This is a genomic window from Streptomyces peucetius, from assembly GCF_025854275.1.
Taxonomy (GTDB): Bacteria; Actinomycetota; Actinomycetes; order Streptomycetales; family Streptomycetaceae; genus Streptomyces; species Streptomyces peucetius_A.
In genome coordinates this window covers 4,394,137-4,418,112 of the sequence record NZ_CP107567.1, presented here as the reverse complement: position 1 = coordinate 4,418,112, position 23,976 = coordinate 4,394,137, and the positions used below count along the sequence as shown (strand labels likewise).

The following is a 23,976-nucleotide window of genomic DNA, read 5'->3' as shown; positions in this document are numbered from 1 at the left end:
GCACCCGGCCCGGACCGGGGCCCCGGCCCCGTCAGCCGCTGTCGCCGCTCCGGCCGCTCTCCAGGGCGATCAGGTCGAAGGCACCCTTGCCGTCCAGGGACTCGCGGATGATGTCCGCGTGGCCCGCGTGCCGGGCGATCTCCTCGACGAGGTGCATCATCAGCCAGCGCATCGAGACCCGGCCGTCCTTGGGGAACCAGGGCGCCGGGGGCAGCGGGAAGGTGTCGTCCAGGCTCGGCACCGTGCGGACGAACGCCTCGGTCTCCTTGGCGACCGAGTCCCAGAAGGCCAGCATCCCGGGGACCGTCTCGTCGCCGACGAGCCGGAAACCGTCACCCCAGGTCTCCTCGGTGCGCTGCTTCTCTCCCCCAGCGCTGCCGCTGGGAGGTGCCCCCAGCCGCTGCTGCGCCATCCGCAGCCAGGTCAGCTCCACTTCGGCCACATGCTTGAGCAGCCCGGACAGCGACAGCTCGCTGGTGCTCGGCCGGCTCGCCGCCTGCTCCTCGGTCAGCCCGAGGACCGAGCGCCGGATCGCGCCGCGCTGCGCCTCGACGAAGGAGAGGAGCGCGCCGCGCTCGTCGCCGTGAGCCTCTGCGGGAACGTGAGTGACCATGGTGTCCGCCTTCGGTTCGTGATGCCCGGGAGGGAGCCGTCCGCCCTCCTGCCGACTACTCACAAGCCACGGGCCCTTGCGGTCAGGTTCTGTCCGCAAGGGCCCGGGCGTCGGAAGGATTTCTCAGAACGGGAAACGCGAGCGGCCGTACTGCACCGAGATCCACTTCTGGGTGGTGAACGCGTCGAGCATCGAGTCGCCGTTCAGCCGGCCGAGACCGGACCGCTTCTCCCCGCCGAAGGGCACGATCGGCTCGTCGTGGACGGTGCCGTCATTGATGTGGATCATGCCGGTGTCCACCCGCATGGCGAGCCGCACGCCGCGCTCCACATCACCGGTGTGCACGGCGCCGCTCAGCCCGTACGGGGTGTCGTTGGCGATCCTGACCGCCTCGTCCTCGCCGTCGAAGGGGATGATCAGCGCCACCGGGCCGAAGATCTCCTGGGACAGGACCGGCGAGTCGGCGGGGAGCCCCGTCAGTACCGACGGGGAGACCAGGTTGCCCTCGGCGGTGCCGTGCAGCAGGGCCGTCGCGCCGGCCTCGACGGTCTGGTCGACCAGCGAGGAGACCGCGTCCGCCTGGGAGGAGTTGATGAGCGGCCCGATGTGGGTGGCCGGGTCGGCGGGGTCGCCGACCTTGAGGGTGCGCACCTTGGCGACGAACTTCTCGGTGAACTCCTTCTCGACCGAGCGGTCCACCAGGATGCGGTTGGCCGCCATGCAGACCTGGCCCTGGTGGACGTAACGGCTGAAGACCGCGGCGTCCACCGCGTAGTCGATGTCGGCGTCGTCGAGCACGATCAGCGCGCTGTTGCCGCCGAGTTCGAGGACGGCGTGCTTGAAGTTGGCGGCGCAGACCGTGGCGACGTGGCGGCCGACCTTGTCCGAGCCGGTGAAGGAGATCGTCTTGGGGACCGGGTGCGCGATGAGCGCATCGCCTATCTCGGCTATGTCCGTGATCACGACGTTCAGCAGCCCGGCCGGCAGCCCCGCGTCCTCGAAGACCTTGGCCACCAGCGAGCCGCCGCAGATCGGAGTGTTCTGGTGCGGCTTGAGGACGACGGCGTTGCCGAGGGCCAGCGCCGGGGCGACCGACTTGATCGACAGCAGGAAGGGGAAGTTGAAGGGGCTGATGACGCCGACGACACCGACCGGGACGCGGTAGACGCGGTTCTCCTTGCCGTCCACCGGCGAGGGCAGGATGCGGCCCTCGGGCCGCAGCGACAGATTCACCGCCTCGCGCAGGAACTCCTTGGCGAGGTGGAGTTCGAAGGCCGCCTTGAGACGCGTGCCGCCGAGCTCGGCGACGATCGTCTCCGCGATCTCCTCCTCACGGTCCTCGATGATCCGCAGGGCCCGCTCGAAGACCGTCCGGCGGGCGTACGGGTTGATCCCGGCCCACTCCCGCTGCGCGCGCTCCGCCGCCCGGTAGGCCAGATCCACCTCGTCGGCCGTGGCCACGGGGATCGACGCGAGCTTCTCACCGTCGTACGGATTGAAGTCGATGATGTCCCAGGAGCCGCTGCCGGGCCTCCACTCGCCGTCTATGTACTGCTGGGCCAGATCGGTGAAGAAGGCCATGTGATCCCTTACTCCAGAGGCACGGGCGCGGAAGGCTGATGTGGCGTCATCGTACTTATGTTTCAGATGAGTTGAAGGAGCCCCCGAAGAAGATCACGGGTCTCGGCCGGATCCGGACTGTCCTGTGCGAGCCGCTCCATCACCCGCTCGTACTGGGCGACCTCTTCGCGCTTGTCCACGTACAGCGCGCTGGTCAGCTGTTCCAGATAGACGATGTCGGAGAGGTCCGACTCCGGGAAGCGCAGCATGGTGAAGGTGCCGCTCTCACCGGCGTGCCCGCCGAAGCTGAACGGCATCACCTGGATCCTGATGTTGGGGTGCTCGGAGACCTCGATCAGATGACGCAGCTGGGCCTGCATCACCGCCCGGTCGCCGTACGGGCGGCGCAGGGCCGCCTCGTCCAGTACGACGTGCAGTTGCGGAGCGCGTTCGGAAACGAGGGTCTTCTGCCGCTCCAGGCGCAGCGCGACCCGGCGGTCGATCTCGGCCGGCGGGGCGTCGGGCATTCCGCGGGCGACGACGGCGTGCGCGTACGACTCGGTCTGCAGGAGCCCGTGCACGAACTGCACCTCGTAGATGCGGATCAGCGAGGCGGCGCCCTCGAGGCCGATGTATGTCTGGAACCAGCCGGGCAGCACGTCGCCGAAGCTGTGCCACCAGCCGGTGACATTGGCCTCCTTGGCGAGTCCGAGTAGTGCGGCGCGCTCACCGTCGTCGGCCACGCCGTAGAGGGTCAGCAGATCCTCGACGTCGCGCGCCTTGAAGCTCACCCGGCCCAACTCCATACGGCTGATCTTGGATTCGGACGCACGGATCGAGTAGCCGGCCGCCTCTCGCGTGATGCCCCGCGACTCCCTCAGCCTTCTGAGCTGTGAACCCAGCAGGATGCGCCGCACCACCGAACCTCCGCCCGGACCCTCGGTGCGGGTTTGTCCCCAGGACCACTCGGCCTCGCCTGCCGCCACGACTCCGACCCTCCCCAATCCCTTTTGCGCTTCGCTCTGTGCACTCGTCCCGATGCTGCCGGGGGCTCCCCCCGGGCCCCAAGAGCCGGATTGTGCCACCAAAACGCTTCAGCGCGTACTCATCCGGTTACGGAAATGGAAAGGCCGGGGGCGGGGAAGCGCAAGAAATACACGGAAGAAATGAGCAACAAACGGCACGGGGCCGGACAGGTCCGGCGCGTGCACGTGCATCTGCCCTTGCATCTGCCCTTCGCATTGGGAACCATGGTGGCCGCGCACCTGCGTGCTCGTTCGTGTTGTAGCGTCACAGCCGCGATTCCCGGGAGTGCCTCGCATGGGACCGAATGGATCGACCATGCTCGAGCCGTTAAGGCAGGGGCTTCCTCCAATCGACCCCGCGGCTGTGTCCAGTACGGCATCGTGCAACCTTCCCGCCCGCTTCGAGGCGGTCCGCGGCGCCCGCCGGTTCACCAGGAGCACGCTGGGTCAGTGGGATCTGGACGAGCGGTTCGACGATGTCGCGCTGGTCGTCTCCGAGTTGGTGACCAACGCCCTGCGGCACGCGCTGCCGGCCGAGAGCCCGTCGCGCGAGCCGACCAGGGAAGGGGCGGTACGGCTGCACCTGATGCGGTGGACCGGCCGCCTGGTGTGCGCGGTGCGCGACCCGAGCCATGACGGCCCCCGGTCACGCAAGGCGGACGAGGACTTCTCCGCCGAGTCCGGCCGCGGACTGTTCCTCGTCGACTCGTTCAGCGACGGCTGGGGCTGGCACCCGCTCGCCGGATCCCTGCACGGCAAGGTGGTCTGGGCGCTGTTCCGTCTGGGTTAGGACGTCTCTGCAGACGGATGCCGGGCCGGGGGACTCCCCCGGCCCGGCATCCGTCGTTGCGCTCCACGGTGCGCCCGTCGCGGTCGAGCGGTCAGGCTCCCGCGACGAGGTGGTCGAACTCGCCGTCCTTGACGCCGAGAAGCAGCGCCTCTATCTCGGCGGGCGTGTAGACGAGCGCGGGCCCGTCGGGGTGCCGCGAATTGCGCATGGCAACGTCGCCGCCCGGCAGTCTGGCGAACTCCACGCACGAGCCCTGCGAGTTGCTGTGCCTGCTCTTCTGCCAGACGACCCCATGAAGCTCCGTGGCCGCCATGCCGTTGTACACGTGGTGCACAAGTCGCTCCCGGGGTGCAAGGTACAAACGTCAACTATCCGGGATCATAGCTGCGTTCATATGCAGATGCATGACGCGGATGCATATGCAGATGCACGTGCACGCGGGGTGGTCCCGCGGTTACAGCCGAAGCTCTCGGACATAGAGACGTCTGCCCCCGGCGATCGGTGCCATCCCCGACCCGTCGGATCCGGCCCCGCCCGTTCAGCGGCCCGAAGCGGAGGAGGAGTACGGCAGCAGCGCCATCTCCCGGGCGTTCTTGATGGCACGGGCCAGTTGGCGCTGCTGCTGGGCGCTCACCTTGGTCACCCTGCGGCTGCGGATCTTCCCGCGGTCCGAGATGAACTTCCGCAGCAGATCGGTGTCCTTGTAGTCGATGTACGTGATGCCCGCCCGGTCCAGCGGATTCGGACGGGGCGTGAGCGGCTTGCGCGCGTCGGAGCGGCGGGGTGGCATGTCAGACCTCCAGGAGGGAGTCGAAGGCGGGCGGCAGCCGCTTCCAGGCCTCCCGGCCCGCGGCGTACTCGGCATCGGTCAGCAGGCAGGACTCGAGGAGCTGTTCGAGTCCGTCCCGGTCGAGACCCGGTGAGGTGAACACCAGGTGCTGGCAGCAGTCGCCGTGCTCGGGGTGCCAGTCCAGCGCGGCGGCCGCCCTGCGCACCGGCGGAACCATCTCCCACGCGGCGTCCGGCAGCGAGGCGAGCCAGGGGCCCGCGCTCTCCACACAGAGCGCCCCTCCGGCCGCGTCCCAGGCGAGCAGGGTGTCCGGCCGGTCGGCGAGCCAGAACCGGCCACGGCTGCGGGCGGCGGCGCAGGTGAGGTCCTCCAGTGCCTGGTAGAGCCGCTCGGGGTGGAAGGGGCGGCTGCGGTGCCACACATAGGTGGCGACCCCGTGGTCGTCCGCCTCCTGCGGCAGCAGTGCGCACGCCGGGTGCTGCGCGGCCGCGGCCGCCTCCACGTCGAACCCGCCGACCGCCGCGGCGGCCAGCTCGTCGCTGTCCACGGGGATGCGGCGGGCGGTCGGGTGCAGCTGGGTCAGCAGCGCACGGTCCTCCTCGTCGGCCTCGCCGTCATCGACGACCGCGAGGACCGGGGCGTACTCCAGCTGGCGCGCCCAGGTGTCGGCGATCGTGCGACGGTCGGAGGCGGCCGCGGCCAGGCCCGCTTCCGACAGGTCGTCACCGTTGCCGAGGTACGGCAGCAGCAGCGCGGGGTCGACGGCCGTCATCACCGAGGTCACCACGAGGCGTTCGCCGCCGTGCGCGGCGACGACCTCCGCCATGGCCTTGGGCTCGACGGAGTCCCACAGTTCGACGATCGCGAGGCGGGTCGCGCCGTCGTCGGCGAGCCGGGCCAGTTCGGGCACCAGGTCCTCACGGAGCGCACAGCAGGCGCAGTCGTTGACGAGGGGCGTCTCACCGGTGTCGCGGACGCCGTGCGTGTCACGGACGGTGCGGACGACCGTGCCGAGCCCGGCCGTCGCGAGGTCGTGATGGAGGGCGACACTGCCGGGCACCGTGGACAGCAGCCGCTCCACGGTGGCCCGGCGGGCATCGGCGTGCAGTCCGCCGACGAGCACGACGGGCAGCGTCACCCCCGGCCTCCGTGACGCCCGTAACGCCGCTCGAAGCGCTCGACGCGTCCGGCGGTGTCGAGGACACGTGCCGTGCCCGTGTAGAAGGGGTGGCTCGCCGACGAGATCTCCACGTCGATGACCGGGTAGGTGTTGCCGTCCTCCCAGTCGACCGTCCTGTCACTGGTGGCGGTCGAGCGGGTGAGGAAGGCGAAGCCGGCGGCCTTGTCACGGAAGACGACCGGCCCGTACGGGGGGTGGATGTCCGGCTTCATCGGTCAGCGCTCCTCTCGGAAGTCCACGTGGCGGCCGGCGACCGGGTCGTACTTGCGCAGGGTCAGCCGGTCGGGGTCGTTACGGCGGTTCTTGCGGGTCACGTAGGTGTAGCCGGTGCCCGCGGTGGAGCGGAGCTTGATGACCGGTCGGATGTCGTTGCGAGCCATGTTGCTAGAATAAATGGAAATGATTTCCATTACCAACCTGCTCGACGAGAGGTGCATCACCACATGTCCGCGCACTGCATGCTGACCGGGGCCGTCCCCGGGTTCGGCAATCGGATCTCCCACTCCCACCGGCGCACGTCCCGCCGCTTCGACCCCAACATCCAGCGCAAGCGGTACTGGCTCCCGAGCGAGGGCCGCCATGTGCGCCTCACGCTCAGCGCGCGGGCGGTCAAGACCATCGACGTCATCGGCGTCGAAGCCGCGGTGGCCCGCATCCGTGCCCGGGGGGTGAAGGTCTGATGGCGAAGAAGAGCAAGGTCGCACGCAACGAGCACCGCAAGAAGGTCGTCGAGCGGTACGCCGCGCGGCGGGCGGAGTTGAAGGAGATCCTGCGCATGCCGGGCACGAGCGAGGCCGACCGGCAGGCCGCGCAGGCGGAGTTGCGCCGTCAGCCGCGTGACGCGAGCCCGACGCGCGTCCGCAACAGGGACGGCGTGGACGGCCGGCCGCGCGGGCACCTGCGGAAGTTCGGGCTGTCCAGGGTGCGGGTGCGTGAGCAGGCCCATGCCGGATTCCTCCCCGGAGTCCGCAAGTCCTCCTGGTAACTTGGCGCGGTCTTGGCACCGATCAGGGGGACCGACCACATGCGAAAGCTCGTACGGACCACGGCCGCCGCGGCGGGCCTCGTCGCCGCCCTCGCGCTCACCGGATGCGGCAGCGGCGAGAGCGACGACGCGGGCAAGGACACCGCGGCCTCGGCCTCTCCCACGGAGACCGGCGGCGACACCGGCGGCGGCGAGAGCAGGAGCCGTGACATCGAGGGCACTTGGGCCGACACGACCGGAAGCACCGGCCCCGTCGCGCTCAGCGTCCAGCAGGGCACGGCGACGCTTGTCGCGGAGGGACACACCTGCACCGGCGAGGTGCAGGACATGGGCAAGCAGATGCTGTCGCTGAAGTGCGCGGACGGGAACACCGACCGCACGACGGGCGCGGTCGAGTCCAACGACGGCACGACCCTGGTCATCTCCTGGGACGCCGGTAAGAAGGACACCCTGAAGAAGATCGACCAGGGTGAGCTCCCCGACGGCCTGCCGACCGGTCTGCCGACGGAGTTCCAGATCCCCTGACGGCCACCCGCCGTACCTGACGTCCCGTCACGTCACCGGGCCGCGGATCCCTCACGGGTCCGCGGCCCGCCGGCGTCCCGGGGCGGCCGCGAGGGCTTCCGCCAGCGCGTCCAGCGCGGCCAGCAGTTGAACGGCGCCGCCCCGCAGCACCGCGTCGGTCGTTTCCTTCGTACCCCACCGGTCCACCACCTCGTGGAGGGATCCCCAGTCCGGCACCCGGTGCGCGCGTACCGCCTCCGCGGCGTCCTGGGTGGCGTGCCGCAGCACCTCGGCCAGCGCGGCGGCTGCCGGGACCGGCTCGGTGTCGCGGCGCGAGCCGTACTCCGGCAGATGCGCCTCGATGAGCATGGCGACCCTGCCCGCCTGGGCGAGCGCGCGGCCCGCCGCGTCCGCCGTGTCGCGGGACAGCACCCGCGAGCGCACCGGTTCGTGCCGCGCCTTCTTCAGGGCCTCCCGCCAGGCGATACGGGCGTCGCGTGAGGCGAGCAGCGCCCGGCGGACGTCGGCCGTGTCGGCGGGGTCCGCGTAGCGGTCGAGGACGGCCGCGGCGTAACGGCCGTCGGCGAGCAGCCAGTCCGCGAGACGGTGGTGCAGCCGGGGGGTCTCCCACGCCGGGTACACGGCGTAGGCGAGCATCGCGAGCAGCCCGCCGAGGAGGGTGAGCAGCACCCGCTGGGGCACGGTCTGGGCCCAGTCCTCGCCACCGGTGCCGAGGAGGAAGACCACATACGCCGAGATGAAGACGCTGGCCGCGGCGTAACCGGTCCGCATCACGAGAAACATGCCGAAGGCGCACACGACGGCGATGCCGGCACTCACATAGGTGCCTGGATCGGCCGCCTGCACCACCGCGGTCGCCACGGCCACCCCGACGAGGGTGCCGCACAGCCGGGCGACGGAACGGCCGTACGTCTGCGAGAAGTCGGGGCGCATGACCATGACCGCCGTCAGCGGCGCCCAGTAGCCGTGACCGAACGGGAGCACCGTGCCGAGCAGATAGCCGGCGGCCACGACGGCCGAGGAGCGGATCGCGTGCCGCAGGACCGGCGAGCCGGGGCGCAGCTCGCCCCGTACGGCACGCAGCGCACCGGGAAGCAGCCGCAGCAGCCCCTGCCGGGTGCGGTGGCCGGACTCCGAGGTGTCCGAGGTACCCGCTCCGCGGGCCGTGGCCACGACGTCGTCGAGCAGCACGGTCAGCCGCAGGGCGGCGCGGCGGGCCGGCCCCGAGAGGACGGCGCCGGTGTCGGGCGTCCGCAGGGCGGCGGCCGCGGCCGCCGGTACCCGTACCGCCTCCCCGTGGCGCACGGCGTGCGCGGCGGTGTCGAGCACGGTGCCCGCTGCGTCGAGGAGTTCACGCACCCGGTCGCGGGCCGGCCCCTCGGCGGGGACGCCGACGGCCGGGTCGGCGAGCGAGGCGAGCACGGGCCTGATGCGTTCCGCGACCCCCCGGGTGCCGTGCAACTCGGCCGGCCTGCGTCTGGCCTCCCTCGGGGTGACGGCCGCGGCACTGCGGGCGTGCATCAGCGGCGCCGGGTCGAACGACGCGGTCGGGTCGCGCCGCAGCCTGCGCGCGTAGTCGGCCTCGGCGGCGAGCGCGTCGGCCAGCGCGTCGCGCTGCGCGCCCCAGCGGCGTACGGGAAAGACCACGATGAGGAGGGCCTGCACGATCCCGCCGACGGCGATCATGGCGGCGTGTCCTGCCGCGGCGGCGACCGAGGTGGGCAGGGTGACCGTCACCAGCATGATGGCGACGTTGGAGGCGGCGATGATCCCGACGGTCGGTCCGAGGGTCCAGGCCAGGCCGGCCAGGAAGGTCCACAGCGTCAGCAGCGCCACGAACAGGGCGATGTGGGTGCCCGTGAGGTAGCCGAGGAAGGTGGAGACGGCGAGCGTCGCCCCGGAGACGAGCGCCAGAACGGGCCGCGGCCGCCAGCTTCGCTGGAAGGTGGCGATCGCCGCCTGGAACGCCCCGAAGGCGGAACTGACCGCGACGGCCGGCCCGAAGAACACGAGCGCGGCCCCGACGACGAGCGCGAGCCCGGCGGCACCACGGACCGCGACCAGGGGCTCCAGCCGCTGCCGCTCGATCTTCAGGCCCGAACGGGCGGTCTCCTTCAGCGCCCGGAGCCAGCTCATGGGGCGAGCGTAACGGCCTTCACGGACATTTCACCGACGGTGCGGGCGGGGGCGTGCAGGCCTGCCGCTCCCGCTCTACCGACGAGGCCGCCGCGCGAGGCCGCCCCGGCCGGGGCGGGCCCGGTCGCTCCCCCGCTACGGACGGCGCCGCCGCGCGAGGCCGCCTCCCGACGGGGTGGGTCCCCGTCGGTCCCGCTCCGCCGACTCGCCGACTCGCCGCCCGGCCGCCACCGGACGCGGCGGTGCGTGCCCGGCCGCACCGCCCGCCGGGCGCCCCGCTTCCGACTGGGCCGCCCGCGAGCCGCCACGGAGGGGCGAGTGCCGCCGCTCCCACTCTGCCTAGCGGGCCGCCACGCGAGGCCGCCTGCCGACGGTGCGGCCCGCGGGCCGGGCAGGTCCGCCGCACCCCGCTACCGACGCGCCGCCCCGGCCGGGGCGGGCCCGGTCGGTCCCCCGCTACGGACGGCGCCGCCGCGCGAGGCCGCCTCCCGACGGGGTGGGTCCCCGTCGTTCCGCCCGGTCGGCCGCGGCACGGCCGTCGTGCCAGCCGTCGAGGTCGGTCACGCCGCGCACGCGGGTCGTGGTGGTCTCGGGGAACATCCGGTCGGCATGGGCGGTCACGGCCACGTCCCGGGAGGCCAGGACCGGCAGCAGGTCGGCCGTGACCACGTCGTCGGCCACCGCCGCGAGGTGCTCGCCCAGCCGGCTCGCGTACGCCGTCCAGAACGACTGCCGGAACGTCTTCGTCCGCCGGCGCCCGCCCGCGCGCTGCGCGGACTCCGCCTTGGCCAGGGCCGTCGCACCCTGGACGAGCAGTGAGGTGTGGAGCAGCTCGACGGAGTCGAGGTCGCTCTCGAAACCGACGACGGTCGAGAAGGCGAACGAGCTGTTCCACACCGCACGGCAGCGGTTCGCGCCGGCCACCGCGTCGAGCAGGACCGCCTTCGCCGTCTCGTACGGGGCCTCCACACCGATCCGGCACGCCGACGGGGCGTCCGGGCTGTGCGTGCGGGCGGAGAGCAGCGCCTCGTCGACGCTGTGGCGCGCCATGAGTTCCTGCGCCTTGGCGGTGAGCGCCTCGGCCTCCTCCGGATAACCGGTGGCCTCCGCCTTCGCCAGCAGCGCCCGGATCCGGCCGATCATGCGCGGCTCGTGCGGTGCCGCGCGCACCGCGGACAGCGGCTCGCCAGGGACGGGGCCGACCGGTTCGATCGCGGGGAGGCGGGAGAGCAGGCGGTACAGCTCCAGCAGGGCCGTGGCATGAGTGAAACGGTCCTGCCTCGGCGGCTGCGGACCTTCGAGCTCGGCGAGCTGCGCCCGGAAACGGGGGGCCAGCCGGGAGCCGTAGCGCTTCGTCTCCGCCGTGATCAGGCCGGCGGCCAGCCGTTCGTGTGCCTGGCCGAGGTCGCGGCGGACCAGCCGCAGGACGTCGGCCGGCTGCCAGCCGCCCTCCCAGGCCCGCCGTACGAACCGCTCGCCGCGCAGGCGGAGCTCGTCGTCGGCGGACGGGTCGGCGGCGAGCAGGGAGGCACCGGTGTCGAGCGCCTCGTCGCTCTCCGCGTACAGCGCCGCCGCCAGCGCCTTCTCGACCGTACTCATACCTCGGATGGTCGCATGCGCGAGGTCCGCACGGCCCCCGGGCGCCCTGGGGGTAGGGCAGGCCATACCCCCGGGACACCCCCCAGTGGTCGTGATCAAGCCGCCCGGGAGCGGAAGCCTGGAACCATGACCACAACGGCCGTACGGCTCACCGCTCTTCGCCGCGTCCACCGGGACGTGGCCGCTCTCGACGGCGTCGACCTCGACTTCGCCACCGGTTCCTTCACCGCCGTCATGGGGCCCTCAGGTTCCGGCAAGTCCACCCTCCTCCAGTGCGCGGCCGGACTGGACCGGCCCACCTCCGGAGCGGTGGAGATCGACGGCATCCCGCTCGCGGGGCTGAGCGAACGGCGGCTGACGCTCCTGCGCCGCGAGCGGATCGGGTTCGTGTTCCAGTCGTACAACCTCCTGCCGTCGCTGACCGCCGCCCAGAACGTCGCGCTGCCGTTGCGGCTGGCCGGCCGGCGGCCGTCCCGTACCGAGGTGCGCGCGGCGCTCGCCCGGGTCGGTCTGGAGGCGCGGGCCGGTCACCGGCCGGGGCGGATGTCGGGCGGGCAGCAGCAGCGGGTGGCGCTCGCCCGCGCCCTGATCACCCGGCCGGCCGTGCTGTTCGCCGACGAGCCGACCGGCGCACTCGACACCGTCACCAGCCGTGAGGTGCTCGGGCTGCTCAGGGCGCTGGTGGACCAGGAGGGGCAGACGATCGTGATGGTCACCCACGATCCGGTGGCCGCGTCGTTCTCCGACCGGGTCGTCCTCCTGGTCGACGGACGCGTCGGCGGCGAGCTCACCGCGCCCACGGCGGAGCAGGTCGCGGCACGTCTCGCGGATCTGGAGGCCGTTCCGTGCTGACCGTCGCCGTCGCCTCGCTGTGGGCGCGCCGGACCACGTTCGTCGCGAGTTTCGTCGCGCTCGCGCTCGGCGTCGGGCTGCTCACGGCCGTGGGGCTCGGGCTGGCCTCGACGTTCGACGCGCCGCGGCGCGCGCCGAAGCGGTTCGCCGCGTCACCGGTGGTCGTCATGGGGCAGGACAGACTCACGGTGAAGGTCCGGCGGGGCCCTGGGACCGCGGAGGTGTCGAAGCCGCTCGCTCATCCACACCCTGTGGACACCGCATTGATACGGGAACTCCGGCGGCTCGGCCCCGTGGCGCTGCGCGGCGGCCGGGACGCCGTCGGCGTCGACGCCGCCGCCGACGCGGTGCGCGACGTGGTGGGCCTCCGTGCGCAGGTCCTCACCCGGGACGACCGGCGCCGGGCCGATCCCGGGCCCGAACGCGACGCGCAGGCTCTCGTCACGGTGAACTCGCTGCTCGGCACGGCCGGCGGGGTGTCCGCCTTCGTCTCGGTCTTCGTCGTCGCCTCGACATTCGCTTTCGCGGTCGCCCTGCGGCGGCGCGAGTTCGGACTGCTGCGCACAGCGGGGGCGACGCCCGGTCAGCTCCGGCGACTGCTGCTGACCGAGGCGCTGGCCGTCGGGGCGCTCGCCTCCGCCGCGGGCTGCGCGCTCGGCGCCCGCGGCGCGCCCGTGCTGGCCCGGGCACTGGTCGACGGGGGCGTGGCACCCGCCTGGTTCACCATCCGCGCCGGCGTGACCTGGCCGTTCCATGTGGCTTTCTGGACGGGGCTGGTGGTGGCGTCGGCCGGGGCCTGGGCGGCCTCGCGCCGGGCGGGGCGCGTCGGCCCGGCGGAGGCGCTGCGCGAGGCGGACGTGGACACCGACGTACTGCCGCGCGGCAGGCTGCTGACCGGGCTCGCCCTCGCGGCCGCCGGTGCCGGACTGCTGCTCTGGGGGCTCGCCACCGACCCGGCCGAACTGCTGAAGCGCAAGACGTACACCACCCGGCCGATGCTGCTGATCACGGCCGCCGCGCTGCTGGCCCCCCTGCTCGTGCGGCGCGTCGCGAGGCTGCTGCCGCTCCCGGGGGCGACCGGGATGCTCGTACGGGAGAACACGGTCGCGTCCGTACGCCGTACGGCCGCCGTCGCCGCGCCCGTGCTCGTCACGGTGGCGCTCGCCGGGTCACTGATCGGGTCCGCCGAGTCGGTGACGGGGGCCCGGGCGGCCGAGGCGCGGGAGGCGACGGCGGCACAACTGGTCGTCACCGGCGACCGGTTGCGGCCGCCGGCAGCGGGAGACGCGGCGCCCGAGTTGGAGTTGCGGAGCGCGACCGTCTCCCCGTCCGAGTCCGCACCCGCACCGGAGTTGCGTGGGGCGACCGTGTCGCCGTCCGCGTCCACCGCCGTGTTCGTACGGGAGGACAACGGCACGGCACTCGTCGGCTTCGAGGCGCGTGCGGTGACCGACCCGGCGGCCTTCGCCGAGCTGGCGCGACTGCCGGTCACGGCGGGTGAACTGCGCGACCTCGACGACCGTTCGATCGTCGTCAGCGAGGAGTGGAAGGACGTCGAGGCCGGCGGGACCGTCGACGTGTGGCTGGGTGACGGCCGCCCTGCCCGGTTGCGCGTCGCAGCCGTGGTGGCGACCGGGACGGGCTCGAACGGCGCGTTCGTCACAGCCGCCAACGCGCCCGCCGCCCCGGTGGACAGGATCGACGTACGCGCCGGAGCCGGCGTGTCCCTCGACGCCGTCGCCGCCGAACTGCGGCATGCCACAGGCGGAACGGTCCGCACAGTGGCCGAGTGGGCCGCGGCGACCCATCCCCGCACCAGCCCGCAGACCCGCCTGGGGCTCCTCGTCGTCCTCGGGATCGCCCTGGTGTACACGGCGATCGCCCTCGCGGGAACGCTGCTGATGGCCACCTCGGCGCGGGCCGGCGAACTGACCGCGCTGCGCCTCGCGGGCGCGACCCGCGCCCAGGTGCTGCGGGTGGTCGCGGGTGAGGCGCTGCTCGCGGTGGCCGTGGGCGCGGTGCTGGGCGCCGCGGTCACGGCGGTGAACCTGGCGGGGCTGGGTGCGGCGCTCGCCGCGCTCTCGGCACCCGTGACGGTGGTGGTGCCGTGGGCGATCGCCGGGACGGCACTCGGCGCGTGTGCGGCGATCGCCGTCCTCGCGGCGACGGCCGGCTGCCGGCGGACGAAGTGAGCGGCGGTGGGCCGCAGGCCGGCGGACGGGAGACGCCCGGTCAGGAGCCGCTCGGTCAGGAGCTGCGCAGGGTCTTCTTGGCCAGTTCGTACGCCGGGAGCATCTGCTCGTGCTCCTCGGCGTCCAGCCCGCCGAGGTCGACGACCACCACGCCCTTCGGTGTGGCCACGGCGAAGGCACGCTCTGGCTTCGGCTCGTCGAGGAGCTCGCCGGTGACGACGTAAGTGACCTCGGTCGCCTCGAACGTGCCGGCCCCGGTCGCGGTGTACGCCACCTTGCTGCGGCGCTCGGTGCCGGCCTCGACGAACGCCTCCAGCGCCTTGCGGGTGTCGCCGCCGGCGTCGGCACCGGCCCACACCCGGATGAAGCCGATGTTCCCGGCGGGCTTCGCATCGATCTCGCACACGAGGGCGACCGGGCCCCGTTCGAGGAGACCGGCGAACTCGTCGTCCACGGCAGCGGTCTCGACGGCCTTCGGCTTCCAGTGCGCCGCGAGGTCGAAGGTGACCGGCATGGGGCACGGCGAGCCGGCGGCTCCGACCGGGCCGCCCCCGGCCGGGGCCTTGTCCTCCCCGGCGGTCTCGTCCTGCGGAACCGCCGTCCCGCCGGCCTTCTTCGCCGGGGACGGCGTCGTTTCCGCCGAACAGCCGGTCGTCACCGCCGTGACCAGCACTGCCGCCACCACCCCGAGAGCCGCGCCCCGCACCCGTCCTCGCACCGCACCGCGCACCGAACTGCCCCGCCCTGTCCATGAACCCGCCACCGTCGTCGGCGGCGTAGCAGGATCGATCCTACTGAGGGGGAAGCAGCGGGGATCGAGGAAGGGCCATCCATGGGCGAGAACAAGAACCGGATGCTGGCGGGCGATTGGTACCTCCCGGACGACGAAGAGCTGAGCGCGGACACGCTGCGCCGCGCCGAACTCTGCGCCGCGTACAACACGTACAGCGGCGCCGACCCCGCCGAGCGGACGGCGATCCTCGGTGAACTGATCGGCTCGCTCGGCAAGGACGTGCGCATCCGGCCGCCGTTCCACTGCGACTACGGGCGCTACATCACCATCGGGGACCGTACGTTCATCAACTTCCAAGCGGTCTTCCTCGACGCCGCTCCCATCACCGTCGGGTCCGACGTGCAGATCGGCCCCGGTGTCCAACTCCTGACCCCGGCGCACGACATGGACGCGGAGCGTCGCCGCGCGGGCTGGGAGAAGGCGTCGCCGATCACGATCGGCGACAACGTATGGCTCGGCGGCGGCGTGATCGTCTGCCCCGGGGTCACGATCGGCGAGAACACGGTCGTGGGCGCGGGATCGGTCGTCGTCAGGGACCTGCCGGCCGGAGTGCTCGCCGTCGGCAACCCGGCCCGCGCCGTCCGGAGCCTCACCCGGTGATGACCGGCTCCCGGCCGGACGGCGGCGGCATTGTCCGACCCTGCTGCCACACTCGAACCCATGGGCGGACGGTGGGCTCTGGCGGCGGCCGAAGGGGAGGGAGCTCGGCTCGTCCCCCTCGGCCCTGACGGCCTGCCCGCGGGGCCGGTCCTTGAGGAGCCCGACCTCGTCGAGGCGGTCCGAAGCCGGCCGGAGGTCGAGCGGTGGGTGTGGCGGTCCACCGCGGAGGTCTGTCCCCGGCTGCTGGCTGCCGGCGTCCGCGTCGAGCGGTGCTACGACATCGAGAGCGCCGAGCTCCTGCTGCTGGGCCACGAGGGGCGGCTCGGCGAGCCGCGCTCGGCGGCGGCCGCCTGGGCGCGCCTGCGCAACGCGCCCATGCCGCCCGACCCGCCCTCCCGTGCGGCCGAGCCCGGCTCCCAGTCCTCCCTGTTCGAGCCGCAGCCGGTCGCAGTGCCGCTGGAGGCACTGCTCGAGGTCTACGCCGACCAGCAACGAAGACACTCGGCCGCAGAGCACCCGGAACGGATGCGGCTGCTGACGGCCGCCGAGTCGGCGGGCATGCTGGTGGCGGCGGAGATGAGCCGCTCGGGACTCCCGTGGCGCGCCGATGTGCACCGCGAGGTGCTGCACGAACTGCTCGGCGAGCGGTACGCGGGCGGGGGCGAGCCGCGTCGGCTGGCGGAGCTCGCGGACGAGGTGTCGGCGGCCTTCGGCCGGCGGGTGCGGCCGGACCTGCCGGCGGACGTGATCAAGGCGTTCGCCCAGGCCGGCATCAAGGTGCGCTCGACCCGGCGCTGGGAGCTCGCGGAGATCGACCACCCGGCCGTCGACCCGCTGATCGAGTACAAGAAGCTGTACCGGATCTGGACGGCGCACGGCTGGGGCTGGCTCCAGAACTGGGTGCGCGACGGCCGTTTCCGGCCCGAGTACCTGCCGGGCGGTACGGTCTCCGGCCGCTGGACGACCAACGGCGGCGGTGCCCTGCAGATCCCGAAGGTGATCCGGCGTGCCGTCGTCGCGGACGACGGCTGGCGTCTCGTCGTGGCCGACGCCGATCAGATGGAGCCGCGGGTGCTCGCGGCGATCTCGCGGGACCACGGTCTGATGGAGGTCGCGGGACACGACGGCGACCTCTACACCGCCCTGTCGGACCGCGCTTTCTCCGGCGACCGCGCCCACGCCAAACTGGCGCTGCTCGGCGCCGTCTACGGCCAGACGTCGGGCGACGGCCTGAAGAACCTGGCGGCGCTCCGCCGCAGGTTCCCCCGCGCGGTGGCCTATGTGGACGACGCGGCCAGGGCGGGCGAGGAAGGCAGGCTCGTACGGACCTGGCTGGGGCGCACCAGCCCCCGGGCCGTCGGGGCGGGCGAGGACGACGAGGCGGGCCTCCCCCAGGAGCCCATGGAGTCGGCAACCCACGAGTCCGGGTTCACACCTGGCTACGCGTCGGCGAACGCGAGGGCCCGGGGCCGTTTCACCCGGAACTTCGTGGTGCAGGGCAGCGCCGCCGACTGGGCGCTGCTGATGCTGGCGGCGCTGCGGCGGGCCACGGCGGAGATGCGGGCGGAGCTGGTGTTCTTCCAGCACGACGAGGTGATCGTGCACTGTCCCGCCGAGGAGGCCGAGGACGTGGCCGAGGCGATCCGCTCGGCCGGTGAGCTGGCCGGGCGGATCGCCTTCGGGGAGACGCCGGTGCGGTTCCCGTTCACGATCGCGGTGGTGGAGCGCTACTCGGACGCGAAGTGAGCGGCCCGGCCGCTTCCGTCGCCGGTCGTCCGGCCGCCGCGCGCCACTTCTCGTCGAGGACGATGGCCCTCATCTGCTCGATCGTCAGCACCGGCTCCGCGCGGCTGGCGTCCTGTCCCTGGCCCGGCGCGTTGAAGGCCATCATCACGACCCGGAAGCCGTCGGGGCGCAGGGTGTCCACCGTCCAGCCGACGGCACCGGAACCTCCCTTGTCGTCGGGGTTGTTCTCCTTCTTCACCATGACCTTGGTGCCGTCGGGGAGAGTGGTGGCGTCGCCGGTGAAGACGTCCTGCATACCGGTCTGGGCGTTCACCTGGATGAAGCTCGCACCCCGGCCGTCGTCGGCCACGACGAACCCGTATCCGGGGTCGCCCTGCTGGTCGACGATCTTCAGGTCCGCGGGGAGCAGCGACGCGAGGACCTTGTTCACCGGGGCGCCTGCGGACTGGCCGGGCTCGGGACTCTCCTTGAGGGGTTCGCCGAGCTGCGCACCGATCGTGCGCCACGCCTGATCGGTCACCAGCGCCTTCATCTGTGCCGCCGTCAGCGGCGGGGCCGGCCGGCTGACCTCGACCCCCCTCTGCGCGGGCGCGTTCCACTCGCTCGCGTCGACCATCACGCCCTCGGACGTGATCAGCGTGGCCCGCCACAACTTGGTGTCCTCACGCCGGTCCGGGTACTCGTAGCCCTGGAACAGCATGTACCGGGAGCCGTCGGACAGCGTCTCCTCCGTGCACGCGTAGTGCTGCACGAACGCCTGCGACGGGCAGGTCACGGCATCCGCGGCGCTCTTGCCCGCCGGATCGACGACGCTCACGCCGAGGCTTATGGCCGCCGCGCCGCCGCCGTCGTCGAAGACCAGGGAGACATGGGGGCCCTGCAAAGGTCCCTTTGGGCCGTCGGGGCGCTCGGGTGCCTCGGTGGTGCCGCTGCCTTCCTCGCGGGTGGTCCTTCCCTCGGGGAGAAGGCCCTTGAAGGTCTCGATCATCTGTTCCTCGGTGACATTGCCTGCCGCCACCGATTCCGGAGCCGTCGGCGTGGCCGGAGCCGCGGCCGACGCCTTGCCGTCGTCCGGTCCGAGCGAGCCGGTCGCGTATCCGCCCGCCACCCCCACCGTGGCCAGGGCCAGGACACTGCCGGTCACGGCGACTGCCCGTCGGCGGGCCAGCCGGCGGCGCCCGCGGGTCATCCCGCCGTCCACCAGCCCCGGCCGGTCGGAGGGCCGGAAGGTGTCCCCGGTGCGGCGCATCGCCTCACCGAGCTCGTCCTCAAAAGGCATGGGGAACCACACTCTCTGGTCGCAACATACGGAAAAGAAGTGTTCGAGCCCGTCCGGGCCGCGTGCGGCCGGTGCGCTAGCGTGCCGCGAACTCCACCAGACTGCCGCCCAGTTGGTCGCGGAGTCTGGCGAGCGCGCGCACGGCTCTGGTGCGCACGGCCGCCGAGCTGACGTTCATCGCGTCGGCGGTCTCCTCGATGCTGCGGTCCTCCCAGTACCGCAGAACGACGACCGCCCTGTCCTTCGGCGAGAGCCGGCCGAGCGCTCCGAGGAGCGCGAGGCGCAGCTCGGGGTCGTCGCCGTCGAGCAGTGCGGAGTCGGGCAGTTCGCCGACGGGGCGTTCCGAAGCGGAGCGGCGGCGCCGTTGGGTGAGGAACGCGCGGACGAGAACGGTCTGGGCGTATGCCGCCGGATTGTCGATCCGGGAGACACGGCCCCACAACACGTACATCCGGCCGAGCGTCTCCTGCACCAGGTCCTCCGCGAGGTGGGTGTCCCCGCTGGTCAGGAGGCAGGCGGAGCGGTAGAGGTGCGCGGCGCGGTTCGCCGCGAACTCTCGGTACTCCTCGGTGCGGGACGCTCTCATCCCTTGTTCACTCTCCCCGTGCGTGCCGACGACCCCTTCACCTCATTGACGCGGCAGCGTCCCCGTAATGTTTCAACCGACTTCCCGGACCGGTCCGACCGGCGGTCCGGCCCACGGTGGCCGGTCCGGGTGGGCGGCCCGGTGGTCCCGGTCGGCCTCAGGCGCCGACGTACTTCCGCAGATGACGTGCGGTGAGCAGCGACACATCAGCGAGGTCGTTCTCCCGCGCGTCGCGGACCTGGATGACGTGATGGCTGTCGGCTGGGATCGTCATGGGCCCGACGTCAACCGGCCCCTCTGACAACGGCTCCTGATTTCTTCGCCCCGGCCACGACACCTCGCCGTCACCGCACCTCGTCGTCACGGCAGCAGCCCGAGCGGCTGGTACCGGTGCGGCCGTCCGCTGGCCCATTCGACGAGGGCGGGATCCGTGAGGAGCTCCCGTCCGCCCCTGATCCCCGCTCGTGCGACCAGGTCCAGCACGTCGTCGTCGGAGTGCGCGAGCCCCATGATCCGCCCGCGCACGGTCACCCGGCGCCCGCCCGAGGGCGAGATCCGGTGCACGACGATCGGCGGGTTGCCGGCCATGCCTCCAGCGTGCCACGACGACGGCCACGGCCGGCCGGTGTCCGGCGGATGTCCGGCACGACTACCGCGCGATGACTGCGGCCGGGCCGTTGACATCGGCGAGACACCGTTGCTTGGCTGACTGCAAGCGCTTTCCGGCCGAATCTTGGAGCGTACAGGTGGAGTTCTCGCGTCGTTCCGTGCTGTCCGTGATCCCCGCGGCGACACTGCTTGCCGTGGCACAGCCCCTGCGCGCCGCGGCCGCGCCCCGGTCCGGCACGGCCGAGTCGGCGCGGACGTCCGCCGACCGTGCCACGTTGCTCCGCAACACGGTCGCCGTCTTCGCCGGCACCGCAGAGGCCAACGTGCGCCCCGAGGTCGCCCCGAAGGTCGCTGCCATGGTCCGGACGGCCCGGTCCCGGCTCGCCGCGCTGGAGGGCGCCGGGCAGGGTGAACTGTTCAGGGGCGTTCCGCTGGGAACCAGCGACCCCAATCTGAGCCGGTCGTTCCAGTATCTGTACGAGATCGCCCTCGCCACCCGTGTCCCCGGTTCCACCGACGCCGGACTCCACGGCGACCGGGCCGTCCAGCGGCGGGTCATCGACGGACTGGCGCGCCTCCATGCCGAGTACTACGGCGACCAGTCGAAGGGCTATTACGGCAACTGGTTCCACTGGGAGATCGGCATCTCCACCCATGCGACCCGGACCCTCGTCCTCCTCCAGGACGAACTCGCTGCGTACCGGCCGGGCCTCACCGAGGCCTTCGTCGCTTCCATGGACGGGTACCTCCGCAACGGCAAGGACGGCGACGTCGACCTCGACTCGCGCTTCCACACCGGCGCCAACCTCGCCGACATCACGACGAACCGGATCCTTCAGGGCGCCGTCCTCGATGACGACGCCAGGATCAGGAAGGCCGTCGCCGACCAGCTCACCGTCTTCGCGCGGATCGACCCGTACGACCTGCGCCACGGCGTCACCGACGGCTTCTACGCGGACGGTTCCTTCGTTCAGCACGCGTCCGTCGCCTACACCGGCTCGTACGGCAAGGGCCTGCTCACACGCATCGTCCAGACCGTCAAGGTCCTCGACGGCACGGCCTACGTACCCGTGGGAGATCTCGTCGGCGTCGTACAGGGCTGGGTGGCCGACGGTTTCGCCCCGCTGATCTTCGAGGGCTGGATGATGGAGATCGTCAAGGGCCGCGCCGTCTCCCGGACCGGCACCGGGTACGCGGACGTCGCCGCCGTCGTGGAGGCCGTGGTCGACATCTCCGGGTACGCCGCCGACGGCGACGCCGGGGCCCTCGCCGGCTACGTCAAGTACGTCCGGCAGACCTCGCGGGCGAGCCTCGACCCGGTCTCGTTCGTCTCGCCCGTGAGCATCGCCCGCTACGCCGACATCCTCGACTCCCCGGTCCCGGCCGAGGACCTCGGGCCCGCCGCCTCCCACACCGCGTTCAACGCGATGGACAGAACCGTCCACCGGCGGCCCGGCTACTCCTTCGCGCTGGCCCGCAGTTCGGACCGGATCAGCAAGTACGAGTACATGAGCGGCGAGAACCTGATGCCGTGGTTCCAGGGCGACGGCGCCCATTACCTCTACCTCGCCGGCCAGGACCAGCGACAGGCGTTCGGCGTCGACTACTTCACCGCTGTCCCGCCGTACCGCCTGGCCGGCGTCACCGCCCCGGTGGAGAACCGCCGCACCGTCCCCGAGCTCTACGGCACTCTCTGGTACGACAACCCGGAGCGCGGCTTCACGTCGTCCTCCGAGTCGCAGAACACCTACGTCTACTTCCCCCGCGGCACCGACCCGTACTCCGGCGGCGCCCGCCTCGGCGCGTACGGAGCGGCCGGGCTCGTCCTGTCCGACGACGCCGCTTACGCGGCACGGCAGGCCGGTGAACTCCCCGACGACTTCGTCGCCTACCAGGCCGCCCGTGCGACGAAGTCGTGGTTCATGCTCGACGACGAGATCGTCGTCCTCGCCGCCGGGGTGTCCGGTCAGGCGGACCGGGCGGTGACCACCAGCGTCGACAGCCGCATCGCGGCGCCCGGCGCCCCGGTCACCCTCACCGGCGCGCTCCGCGACGGAACGCCCCGGCACGGCACGGGCACCGCCCCGCTGGCCTGGCTGCGCTACGCCGACGCCGACCAGAGGACAGCGGTCGGGTACGTCTTCCTGTCCGGCCCCCTGCCGACCGCCGCGCTCGGCACGGTCACCCGCAGCCGCCGCGTCGTCCGGCTGTCCAACCCGGACACGGCGGTCACGAAACAGGTGTTCACCCTCTCCTACGACCAGGAAGCCGGCTCACGGCCCGCCGCCATGGCCCACGCCCTCGTCCCCAACGCCACCGAGCGGCAGTTGGCGTCCTACGCCCGCGGCCCGCTCTCCGTGCTGGCCAACACGGTCCGCCTCCAGGCGGTCAGGCACACCGACCTGGGCATCGTCGCCGCCAACACCTTCGCCCCCGGCATCCACCACGCCGAGCGCCTCGCGATCGACGGCCCGGCGTCCGTACTGCTCCGCCGCGCGGCCGACGGCACCGTCGCGATCGCGGTCTCCGACCCGACGACGATGCGCCGCACCGTCTCGCTCACCCTCCACGGCCGGACCCTGCGCACCGTCTCCGCCGACGACGCCGTCCACGTCCGCCGCGTCCCCGGCGGCACCCGCCTCGACATCACGACACACCACGCCTACGGCCGCACCTTCACGGCGACCCTGCGCTGACGAGCGGTCAGCCGCGCCGACGCCGTAAGGAGCGTTCGCTCGCCGTGGCGCGCTGCGCGTCCAGCGCCGGGGCGATCTCGGCGAAGGCCCGGTCGATCAGTTCGGCGGAATCCTCGGCCCCTGCGGGCGGCGAACTCCGGCAAGCCGCCCGCAGGCCGACACAGGGCCCGCTCGTGATGGTCGTCGGCGGGCCGGACGCCGCACAGGCCGGGTCCCCGGGTGTGGCGCTCGAAGACGGACGACCTGGCCACCCGCCCACGCGCACCGCGTCGCCGACGAGTACACCATTGTCCGGCGGCCCTGGCGGCGTGGCCGTATCGACGAGTCGCTCCGAGACATCGCCGACGACATGTGGCGGGAGTCCTCATCACTGGCACCCGGACGCAGCGCATCCGTCACCCCTACGACAGTGGTGCCGACGTGTTCCTCTCCACGCCCGAGGAACGGGACCCGATGCGTGATCGGCATACCGGCCGGCTTTCCGGTCATCCGTCGGGTCTCTGACCGGCTCGGATCGCCTCCCCGCTCAGAATGGTCTTCACAGCAAGCACCGGGTTGAGAGGCTCCACAAGTTCCTTGGTGGCGACGGCCACGAGGCACGCGGGTGCATCACCGGCCAGCAACGCGCTCACATATTCGATGGCTTCCGAAGGCGAGAGCACGGGCAGCCTCTGGCGCAGTATCCGCACAGCGTGCATGCGTCCGCGCACAGTGGCGACTTCGCGCAGCGCGTCGTGCAGATCGTCCACTGCGGTGCGTACCGGCAGCCCACGTATCCGGGCTCGGTAGTCGGTCTCCCATTCTCCGGTTACCGCCGAAACGACGCCGATCTGGTGCAGTCCCCCGTCGACGCGATCGACCAGGTACGGCCCATGGCCGATCAGCATGTGCTCCAAGTTCCGAGTGCGTGCGAACTCCTCGGACTACCAGGAGACGATCCACACCAGCTCGTGCTCCTCAATACGGACCACAGCCATCTGCATCGCGTCCACATTCACAGCCCGCCACTGCTGATAGTCGCGCTCCAGCTGTTCCTCGACGGCCCGGACGGCGGCTTCTCGCTCGATCACGCGTGCAGCATTCCGTACGAGCCGCTCTCGCGGTCGGCGAATTCGCACGGCCCAGAGCCACGTACGAGGGGCCTGACGGGCCTTCACAGACACGATCGACGCGTTCCGCCATCGCCGCCGGCGAGGCCGGTCGCCCGCCGCACCGGCACTTCAAGGGGTGGTCGCTCCAAGGCAGGCTCCCTGGAGACCGTGCTGCCGAAGCCAGGGAAGACACCGTGCCGGTTCTAGGTCCTACCCGGTCTTGCTGCATCGTGCGTGATCCTTCCGTTCCCATGAGGTTCCCATCGGTTCCGTGCTGCGGCCCCAGAACCGTGGTGAACGGCAGCGTTGCTGTGGGAGTGGGGAACCGA

Annotated in this window: 25 protein-coding genes; 9 read left to right on the top strand and 16 right to left on the bottom strand. The window is 72.2% G+C overall.

The genetic code is table 11. The features are described from left to right. Positions 1-31 precede the first annotated feature (31 nt). The 3 genes from OGH68_RS20350 to OGH68_RS20340 all read right to left on the bottom strand — a co-directional run bounded on the left by OGH68_RS20350 (position 32) and on the right by OGH68_RS20340 (position 3,159). A complete protein-coding gene (locus OGH68_RS20350) occupies positions 32-613 on the bottom strand; it encodes a DinB family protein (RefSeq protein WP_264245988.1) in 582 nt (193 codons plus the stop codon). Between the two features lie 123 nt (positions 614-736). Then, complete coding sequence (locus OGH68_RS20345; protein ID WP_264245986.1) at positions 737-2,194, bottom strand: aldehyde dehydrogenase family protein; 1,458 nt, start codon at positions 2,192-2,194, stop codon at positions 737-739. Between the two features lie 62 nt (positions 2,195-2,256). Further along, complete coding sequence (locus OGH68_RS20340; RefSeq protein WP_264245984.1) at positions 2,257-3,159, bottom strand: helix-turn-helix domain-containing protein; 903 nt, start codon at positions 3,157-3,159, stop codon at positions 2,257-2,259. A 334-nt stretch (positions 3,160-3,493) separates the two neighbouring features. Here OGH68_RS20340 and OGH68_RS20335 point away from each other — a divergent pair, with 334 nt between their 5' ends. Further along, complete coding sequence (locus tag OGH68_RS20335; RefSeq protein ID WP_264245983.1) at positions 3,494-3,988, top strand: ATP-binding protein; 495 nt, start codon at positions 3,494-3,496, stop codon at positions 3,986-3,988. Between the two features lie 91 nt (positions 3,989-4,079). On the opposite strand, the gene OGH68_RS20330 is transcribed toward OGH68_RS20335, so the two are convergent. The 5 genes from OGH68_RS20330 to rpmG all read right to left on the bottom strand — a co-directional run bounded on the left by OGH68_RS20330 (position 4,080) and on the right by rpmG (position 6,338). Further along, the gene (locus tag OGH68_RS20330) at positions 4,080-4,322 is read right to left on the bottom strand and encodes a DUF397 domain-containing protein (RefSeq protein ID WP_264245980.1); all 243 of its coding nucleotides are present in this window, start codon (positions 4,320-4,322) and stop codon (positions 4,080-4,082) included. Positions 4,323-4,526: 204 nt separating this feature from the next. Beyond that, entirely contained in the window at positions 4,527-4,778 is a 252-nt protein-coding gene (rpsR, locus tag OGH68_RS20325; protein ID WP_264245978.1) for a 30S ribosomal protein S18, read from the bottom strand. 1 nt (position 4,779) lies between these two features. After that, on the bottom strand, positions 4,780-5,916 hold the full coding sequence (locus OGH68_RS20320; protein WP_264245977.1) for a CobW family GTP-binding protein: 1,137 nt from the start codon (positions 5,914-5,916) through the stop codon (positions 4,780-4,782). Then, on the bottom strand, positions 5,913-6,170 hold the full coding sequence (locus OGH68_RS20315; protein WP_264245975.1) for a type B 50S ribosomal protein L31: 258 nt from the start codon (positions 6,168-6,170) through the stop codon (positions 5,913-5,915). The genes OGH68_RS20320 and OGH68_RS20315 overlap by 4 nt, the downstream gene beginning before the upstream one ends. 3 nt (positions 6,171-6,173) lie before the next feature. Continuing rightward, positions 6,174-6,338, bottom strand: coding sequence for a 50S ribosomal protein L33 (rpmG, locus tag OGH68_RS20310; protein ID WP_005314221.1), 165 nt, complete (start codon positions 6,336-6,338; stop codon positions 6,174-6,176). 63 nt (positions 6,339-6,401) lie between these two features. On the opposite strand from rpmG, the gene rpmB reads away from it, so the two are divergent. Genes rpmB through OGH68_RS20295 form a run of 3 tightly spaced genes read left to right on the top strand, consistent with a single transcriptional unit; the run spans position 6,402 to position 7,468 of the window. Beyond that, positions 6,402-6,638, top strand: a complete 237-nt coding sequence (rpmB, locus tag OGH68_RS20305; protein ID WP_264245973.1) for a 50S ribosomal protein L28 — start codon at positions 6,402-6,404, stop codon at positions 6,636-6,638. After that, a complete protein-coding gene (gene rpsN, locus OGH68_RS20300) occupies positions 6,638-6,943 on the top strand; it encodes a 30S ribosomal protein S14 (protein ID WP_264245971.1) in 306 nt (101 codons plus the stop codon). The genes rpmB and rpsN overlap by 1 nt, the downstream gene beginning before the upstream one ends. Positions 6,944-6,982: 39 nt before the next feature. Beyond that, entirely contained in the window at positions 6,983-7,468 is a 486-nt protein-coding gene (locus tag OGH68_RS20295) for a hypothetical protein (protein ID WP_264245969.1), read from the top strand. A gap of 51 nt (positions 7,469-7,519) precedes the next feature. Here the strand turns inward: OGH68_RS20295 and OGH68_RS20290 are convergent, their stop codons facing one another. Next, complete coding sequence (locus tag OGH68_RS20290) at positions 7,520-9,604, bottom strand: FUSC family protein (protein ID WP_264245967.1); 2,085 nt, start codon at positions 9,602-9,604, stop codon at positions 7,520-7,522. Positions 9,605-10,060: 456 nt separating this feature from the next. After that, complete coding sequence (locus OGH68_RS20285; protein ID WP_264245964.1) at positions 10,061-11,203, bottom strand: DUF2786 domain-containing protein; 1,143 nt, start codon at positions 11,201-11,203, stop codon at positions 10,061-10,063. Between the two features lie 126 nt (positions 11,204-11,329). Between OGH68_RS20285 and OGH68_RS20280 the strand changes: the two genes are divergently transcribed. Next, positions 11,330-12,055: an ABC transporter ATP-binding protein gene (locus tag OGH68_RS20280; protein ID WP_264245963.1), complete on the top strand. Its 726-nt coding sequence runs from the start codon at positions 11,330-11,332 to the stop codon at positions 12,053-12,055. Beyond that, positions 12,049-14,247, top strand: coding sequence for an ABC transporter permease (locus tag OGH68_RS20275; protein ID WP_264245961.1), 2,199 nt, complete (start codon positions 12,049-12,051; stop codon positions 14,245-14,247). The genes OGH68_RS20280 and OGH68_RS20275 overlap by 7 nt, the downstream gene beginning before the upstream one ends. A gap of 55 nt (positions 14,248-14,302) precedes the next feature. On the opposite strand, the gene OGH68_RS20270 is transcribed toward OGH68_RS20275, so the two are convergent. Further along, positions 14,303-14,953 carry a lipoprotein gene (locus OGH68_RS20270; RefSeq protein ID WP_264245958.1) on the bottom strand — a complete coding sequence of 217 codons (651 nt, stop codon included), beginning with the start codon at positions 14,951-14,953 and terminating at the stop codon, positions 14,303-14,305. 126 nt (positions 14,954-15,079) lie between these two features. On the opposite strand from OGH68_RS20270, the gene OGH68_RS20265 reads away from it, so the two are divergent. Further along, positions 15,080-15,640 carry a sugar O-acetyltransferase gene (locus tag OGH68_RS20265; RefSeq protein WP_264245956.1) on the top strand — a complete coding sequence of 187 codons (561 nt, stop codon included), beginning with the start codon at positions 15,080-15,082 and terminating at the stop codon, positions 15,638-15,640. Between the two features lie 60 nt (positions 15,641-15,700). Continuing rightward, entirely contained in the window at positions 15,701-17,386 is a 1,686-nt protein-coding gene (locus OGH68_RS20260) for a bifunctional 3'-5' exonuclease/DNA polymerase (RefSeq protein ID WP_264245955.1), read from the top strand. Here the strand turns inward: OGH68_RS20260 and OGH68_RS20255 are convergent. The 3 genes from OGH68_RS20255 to OGH68_RS20245 form a co-directional block, all read right to left on the bottom strand. Then, complete coding sequence (locus OGH68_RS20255) at positions 17,346-18,665, bottom strand: hypothetical protein (protein ID WP_264245953.1); 1,320 nt, start codon at positions 18,663-18,665, stop codon at positions 17,346-17,348. The genes OGH68_RS20260 and OGH68_RS20255 overlap by 41 nt on opposite strands. Positions 18,666-18,741: 76 nt before the next feature. Next, the gene (locus OGH68_RS20250; RefSeq protein ID WP_264245951.1) at positions 18,742-19,251 is read right to left on the bottom strand and encodes a SigE family RNA polymerase sigma factor; all 510 of its coding nucleotides are present in this window, start codon (positions 19,249-19,251) and stop codon (positions 18,742-18,744) included. 360 nt (positions 19,252-19,611) lie between these two features. Then, positions 19,612-19,839 (bottom strand): hypothetical protein, encoded by a 228-nt coding sequence (locus OGH68_RS20245; protein ID WP_264245949.1) that lies wholly within the window; start codon positions 19,837-19,839, stop codon positions 19,612-19,614. Positions 19,840-19,997: 158 nt separating this feature from the next. Here OGH68_RS20245 and OGH68_RS20240 point away from each other — a divergent pair, with 158 nt between their 5' ends. Then, entirely contained in the window at positions 19,998-22,556 is a 2,559-nt protein-coding gene (locus OGH68_RS20240) for a polysaccharide lyase family 8 super-sandwich domain-containing protein (protein WP_264245946.1), read from the top strand. Positions 22,557-23,041: 485 nt separating this feature from the next. Here the strand turns inward: OGH68_RS20240 and OGH68_RS20235 are convergent, their stop codons facing one another. Both OGH68_RS20235 and OGH68_RS36195 read right to left on the bottom strand, forming a co-directional pair. Next, positions 23,042-23,443, bottom strand: coding sequence for a hypothetical protein (locus OGH68_RS20235; protein ID WP_319020231.1), 402 nt, complete (start codon positions 23,441-23,443; stop codon positions 23,042-23,044). A 36-nt stretch (positions 23,444-23,479) separates the two neighbouring features. Further along, on the bottom strand, positions 23,480-23,626 hold the full coding sequence (locus OGH68_RS36195; RefSeq protein ID WP_319020230.1) for a hypothetical protein: 147 nt from the start codon (positions 23,624-23,626) through the stop codon (positions 23,480-23,482). Between the last annotated feature and the right edge of the window lie 350 nt (positions 23,627-23,976).